The 6,338-nt window shown below is 27.6% G+C and carries 6 protein-coding genes and 1 tRNA gene; all 7 read right to left on the bottom strand.

The window, feature by feature from the left end:
• Positions 1 to 512 precede the first annotated feature (512 nt).
• Positions 513 to 1,091 carry a thymidine kinase gene (locus EK368_RS14640; RefSeq protein ID WP_129600948.1) on the bottom strand — a complete coding sequence of 193 codons (579 nt, stop codon included), beginning with the start codon at positions 1,089 to 1,091 and terminating at the stop codon, positions 513 to 515.
• 75 nt (positions 1,092 to 1,166) lie between these two features.
• Positions 1,167 to 2,210 (bottom strand): lysylphosphatidylglycerol synthase transmembrane domain-containing protein, encoded by a 1,044-nt coding sequence (locus EK368_RS14635; RefSeq protein ID WP_129600946.1) that lies wholly within the window; start codon positions 2,208 to 2,210, stop codon positions 1,167 to 1,169.
• Positions 2,211 to 2,741, bottom strand: coding sequence for a YkoP family protein (locus EK368_RS14630; RefSeq protein ID WP_129600944.1), 531 nt, complete (start codon positions 2,739 to 2,741; stop codon positions 2,211 to 2,213). It lies immediately after the preceding gene.
• On the bottom strand, positions 2,734 to 3,432 hold the full coding sequence (locus EK368_RS14625; protein WP_165000483.1) for a polysaccharide deacetylase family protein: 699 nt from the start codon (positions 3,430 to 3,432) through the stop codon (positions 2,734 to 2,736). The genes EK368_RS14630 and EK368_RS14625 overlap by 8 nt, the downstream gene beginning before the upstream one ends.
• A gap of 24 nt (positions 3,433 to 3,456) precedes the next feature.
• Positions 3,457 to 4,599, bottom strand: a complete 1,143-nt coding sequence (locus tag EK368_RS14620; protein WP_129600941.1) for an MGDG synthase family glycosyltransferase — start codon at positions 4,597 to 4,599, stop codon at positions 3,457 to 3,459.
• Positions 4,589 to 5,716 (bottom strand): MGDG synthase family glycosyltransferase, encoded by a 1,128-nt coding sequence (locus EK368_RS14615; protein WP_129600939.1) that lies wholly within the window; start codon positions 5,714 to 5,716, stop codon positions 4,589 to 4,591. The genes EK368_RS14620 and EK368_RS14615 overlap by 11 nt, the downstream gene beginning before the upstream one ends.
• Before the next feature lie 478 nt (positions 5,717 to 6,194).
• Positions 6,195 to 6,271: transfer RNA gene (locus EK368_RS14610), tRNA-Arg, on the bottom strand.
• Between the last annotated feature and the right edge of the window lie 67 nt (positions 6,272 to 6,338).

Here is a 6,338-nt window from a genome sequence, read left to right as displayed (position 1 = left end):
TAAAATCTTCGAGGTTTGTTACTTCTTGCTCAAAATTACTTTGGCAATTAATTTGTTTGCTTGCTTGTCATTTCTTGTGCTATTTAGTTTTCAAAGGTCACTCTGTTTTTTAAAGCACCGTCGTTTTCACGACTTAATTATCTTATCATTTTTCGTCATATTTGTCAAGAAAACTTTTTTAGTATTTTTTAAAGCTTTCTTTTCGCAACAACAATTGATATATTATCATATATTAGATCATATGTCAATCATTTAATGTATTTTTTTAAAAATATTATTACCCTATCCCATATACTCCTATCATAAGTGAAAGAAACCTTTTTGGTTTCATTCATCCTTACTATATACGTTTTAGTCCTCAGCAGAAAATATTTTTTTTCCATCTTCAGAAATTTTATAATTTGAAAAAATAGTCACATCCTCTACCTTGATAACTTCTTTTTTTAGAACTTCTTCTTTTTCCTCCATGTTCTCACCCCCTTCATTATTATTTCAAAACTATACATAGTTTACTAAGGTGTTATTCTTCCATCATTATAATGTTTTCTACATAATGAAACATATAATTCATTTCCTCCAATTTGTATTTGCTCTCCATCTTTTATTATTTTTCCATCTCTCACTCTTGCATTTGTTGTAGCTTTTCTTCCACACCAACAAATCGTTTTAATTTCTTCTATCTTATCTGCATGAACTAACAACCAGTATGACCCTTCAAACAATTCATTTTTAAAATCATTTTTAAGTCCATAACATAAAACAGGTACATTACAACTATCTACAATTTCAATCAATTCTTCTACATGATGCTTTTTTAAAAATTGGCATTCATCAATAATAACACAATGAATATTATTATGACTATTTTCTTGTAAAAATATAGTTAATATATTTGTATCTTCTTCTATACTAATTGCCTCTTTTTCCACCCCTATTCTTGATGTAACCTTCCCTTTTCCATATCTATTATCTAATGCAGATGTAAGAACTAAGGCCCTTTTCCCTTTTTCTTCATAATTGTATGCCACCTTAATTACTTCAATAGACTTTCCTGCATTCATAGTACTGTATCTATAATAAAGCTGTGCCATAAGTTATTCTCCTTTTTGATATAAATATAAAGAGCTTGGGAAAATTTCCAAACTCTCTATATACCCATTAAAATATTAAAGATTTGTTTCTTTCCCTATTTTACTGACTTGTGTTTTTTTGTTCATCATATAATCTATTAATGTAACCACTCCACAAATGAATAAATTAAAATAATAAACAATTATTCTCCATAAAAGCATTGCATAAGTTACTTTTTGCACTCCAAAAAACATGTGAAAAAGAAGATAAAATCCCCCTTCTGAACTTCCTACTGTTCCTGGTGTAGGAATAAAAGATACAGCCATATAAAGAAGGGCTTGTATGGCTGTAATATCTAAACAAGAAACATTACCAAGTCCTAAACTTCTATAGATCCAGTACGTAATACTAAAATAAAATGTAAGTTGAAGGATCGTCATAAAAGAAATTTTTAAAGTAATCTTTTTATTCTCTCTTATCTTCTTTAGACTTTCTTCATATTCCTTTATAATTCCTTCTATTTTTTGTTCATATTTTTGAATATTGTCTATATGTTTAAAGCGAATAAGAATACTTAAACTCCATTTAATTATTTTTCTTAAAAATTTTCCATTAAAAAATAAAAGAAAAATACTAAGCAACCCTATAAAATTTAAAAAAATACCTATCCAAATAAATATCAACGATGTCTTTATATGTTCATATACAAATCCCATCTTAATGATAAACATAAAAATAGAATACATCGTTACAATAACTTGATAAATAATAAATTTCTCTATCAATATAGATGTAGACTTTCCTAATGAAACACCATCTTTGATCATAGAATAAATTTGTGCAGGCTGCCCTCCACTAGCAAAGGGTGTAATCAAACTATAATATTGTCCAATAAAAGTAAGTTTCATAGATTTTAAAAAATTATTGTGTACAAATAACATTTTTGATATTTCTCTTATAATCAAAGCATCCACTATCCAATATCCTATCATTCCTATAAATCCTATCATTAAAATATATGGATTAGTTTGAGCCAGAAGTTTTGGAAAATTTGATACATTTTCATTAGATAAAACAATCCATAGAGTGGTGATTAGAAGAAAAATCAAAATTCCATACCGTGTAATTGTTTTTTTCATCTAAACCGCCTTTCTATTTAACACTTCTTTTTTAGAAATCCAGCATTCTTTAGGAACTCTTCTATTTTTTTCTCTTTGATAATTTCTTTTTTGAAATATCTTTTTTAGCCAATCATCCCATTGTTTTACGAATGCTCTTTTCATTTTATTCTCTATTGGAAAAATACTAAATCCTTTTCGACTAGCTATAGGATATAAGATAGTAACCCCATAATAAGCCTTAATAGATTGGAATTTTTCATCTTTTAAAATAGCTTCGTATAAAACTTTTAATTCTTCATCTACAATTAAAAAAAGACTTACAGGATCATTTTTTATATTTTGAACCTTTTTATTGTCTATATGAAATTCTCCTACTAAATCTCCTTTTTGAATAATAGTTCCGTCTCCTAATTGTTTTTCATTTCCTTTATAACTATGAAAACTCACATAAAGAAGTTTTTGACTGGAAAAAGGTATATACTCCCAATTACTCATTTTCACAATAGCATCATCTATTCTCCTAAATAAATATTCTATCATTTTATTCATTTATGACACCTGCCTTTTGATCCACTAAAACAAATTCATACCCTTCTTCTATAAGTTTGGGAATTAACTCTCTCAATGCATCAATAGTTCTTTGGGGTGCTCCTTTTGCACCATTACTATCATGAAGTACAATAATGTCTCCACCCTTTACTTTCTTATATATTCTTTCTTTAATTTGATTAATTGTAGTATTTTTACTCCAGTCCTTTGCTTCTATAGACCATAATACAATGTTTAGATCATATTTTTTTGCATAATAAGGTACTACTAAATTAAAAGTTCCCCAAGGAGGACGAAAAAGCCTAATATTATATCTTAATTCTTTAAAGATTTTCATGGACTTTCCAAAATCTTTCGATGTTTGCCAAGGAAAACTTAACCAAGCACTTTTATGACGCAGTGAATGGAGTCCTATACCATGGCCTTCTTCTATCATTCTTTTTACAATTTCCTTATTCTTTAATGCCTTATCTGCTACTAAGAAAAAAGTAGCTTTTACATTATTTTTTTTGAGTATATCTAAAAGCATTTCTGTATAAACAGGATCAGGTCCATCATCAAATGTTAATGCAATTTCTTTTAAAGATGTGTTCAAAGTTTTTATGATTTTTTTATATTTGTTTCTATAATAGTAATTAGGAATTATATTATACAATAAAAAACATATGACAATTAATACGAAACCTTTCACTTTCATCATTCCTTTAATCATTTTTCATATATTTATTTTTTTTATTTTCTCTTCCTGATCATATAAATTTAATATAGATTGAACCAATAGATCCATATTAATTTTTTTACTTACCGTTACTATGTTCTTATGCAATTCTTTTCTATATCTTGTATCATTTAAAATTTTTTGTATTTCTATTTTTAGTTCTTCAAAATTATTGACTATTGTACCGATATTTTTTTGAGTAATAAATTTAGCATTTTCAATTTCTTGACCTAAGGAGGGTTTAAATACAACAATCGGTAGATGGGATTTAATTCCTTCAAATAAAGTAACTCCTCCTGCTTTTGTGATCAATAAATCTGATTTGTTCATCAAAGAAGATACATTTTCTGTATATTCTAATATAGTAAGATTTCTTAAATTCTCGTCTTTTTTTAATCTATTATAAATTTCTTTATTATTTCCCGTCAAAATAGTAGTTTTTACTTCCTTTAATTCATCTAACCATATATAAAATTCTCTTTCTTTCGGTAAAAGGCCCATACCTCCACCCATAATCAAAATAGTAAAACCATCTGATTTTTTTATTTTTTTAAGTTTTTTTAAATCATTCTTTTGTCTTTCAAATTGCACTCGTATAGGAATTCCTGTCACTGCTATCCTTTTCCCCGAAACTCCTTTTCCTATTAATTTATTTTTAATTTCTTCTGTAGCAACAAAATATTGATCTATATTAGGATAAATCCATTCCCAACTATCTACTACATCTGTAATGCAACTAATAATAGGAAGGTCCCTTTGATACTTTTCCTTATATTTTGATGCCAATCCTGATCCGACTGGGAATGTAGCTATAATCATTTTAGGATTGGTAGATAAAATATAGCTTGTAAGTTTTGGAAGACATATTCTATAGAACCAATCATCCATCTGAGAATGTTCATTAAAATACTTTTTATAATAAAAATAATTATACAATCTTCTATTTTTAGTAATCAGAAACTCATATCCTTTATATAGACTTTTACATAACTTTGGATTGATAATTTGAAAAATATCTACAATTTCCATATTTATATTTTCATTTTTTCTTTTTACATGCTCTACAATTGCTTTTGCAGCAGATCTATGTCCCAACCCAAAAGTAGCAGTCAACAGTAAAATATCTATCTTATTTTTCATAAATCATTCCCCGTTCATGACTATATTTCCTCATAAGCATATTAGATAACTCAATAACATTGTCTCTAGAGTATATATTCCATAAATCTTTCATTCTTTTTCTCATGTCATCCAATTTTTTAGGATTTTGAATCAATTCATCAATGACTTCATTGATATGAGCTATTTTTTTTACCTGAATAGCTATACGAGAAGCTAATAAAAATTCTACATTACCTTCTTCTTGACCTGGAATAAAATATGGTATAACCATAGGAATATTTTTTGCAATAGATTCTGATACAGTAATTCCTCCTGGTTTTGTAATCACAATATGGGCCATATCCATTAATTGTGGAACATTCTTTGTAAAGCCATACACAATAATTTCTTTGCCTTGTATATGATGATATTGTCTTATAATCTCTTCTTTTAAGCTTTTATTATTTCCGCAAATCACTATAATACGTAATAGATGTTTATTTTTAATAAGATTTTCAAGTACTTTTTTCATGGATTTTACACCCATACTTCCTCCCATTAAAAGTATTGTAAAACTGGAATCTTCTTTATTATATATCTTCCTTGTTAAAAATTCTTGACGTATAGGAATTCCACATACATATATATTTTTTTCATCTATCCCCTTATTCACTAAAGTATGACTTGTATAATCACTTCCTGTTATATATGCATCTACATACTCGTGAATATATACTTGATGTGCTTCATAGTCTGTAACAACTGAAACAAATGGAATATGTAACCTGCCACTTTTCTTCAAATCTCCTATCACACCAATGATAAAGGGATGTGTAGTAATAATCAAATCTGGTTGATGATGCTGAATTAAACTATAAACCTTATTATATTCTAATTTATTAAAAAATTTATTAAACTCCATATTAATTCTTTTCATATCACTCCACTTATATAAAATTCCATATATTTTAGGCAAATGAGTAGCAAGCATATTATATCCATCTGCGATGCATAAATTTAAAACTTTACTTGTTTCTTTTAAAATATCCATCATTACTACTTCATATCCAAATGCTTCAAACTCATTTTTCAAAGCTCTTGCAACTTGATTATGTCCTTCTCCTGTAGAAGCAGTAAAAATAAGGATTTTTCTCATGAAAATTCCCCCTTACAGCCATAACCTGCATCTTTAATCTTTAGCAAGTAGTTGTATACTATAAACTAAGAATCAGTTGTTATGAAGTATCTATTTCATAACAACTATAAGTAGTACATGCTCTATAAAACTTTTTTAACTATTTATTCGATAAAAAAAGTCTCAACCTATATGTTAAGACTTTAGGCCCTAAGTCATATTGCCTAATATATTTTATCATATTTCATGAAACTGCCAATAGTAATCATACATCTTTTTTATAAACTTATAAAGCTTTTGTGAAACTTGTATGTTTTTTTGTTAATTTTATGCTCATCAATCTCAGATAAACTGTTTATAATAGCTATTTTTTAAAAGATTGATGAGTGTAATTTTTGAAATGCATAACTAAAATTATATATTTATTCACAATTTTTCTAGTTATATAAATTCCTATACAATAAAATAGAGGGTACGAAATTCGTACCCTCTATTTTATTGGTGCGCCCAGCAGGATTCGAACCTGCGGCCTTCTGATTCGTAGTCAGACACTCTATCCAGCTGAGCTATGAGCGCATATAAAAAAATGGAGGCGGCACCCAGATTTGAACTGGGGAATAAAGGTTTTGCAGACCTCTGCCTT

Source organism: Anaerophilus nitritigenes, assembly GCF_004138215.1.
Taxonomy (GTDB): domain Bacteria; phylum Bacillota; class Clostridia; order Peptostreptococcales; family Thermotaleaceae; genus Anaerophilus; species Anaerophilus nitritogenes.
The sequence above is the reverse complement of the archived record's forward strand: the minus strand, read 5'-3'. Positions and strand labels throughout refer to the sequence as shown.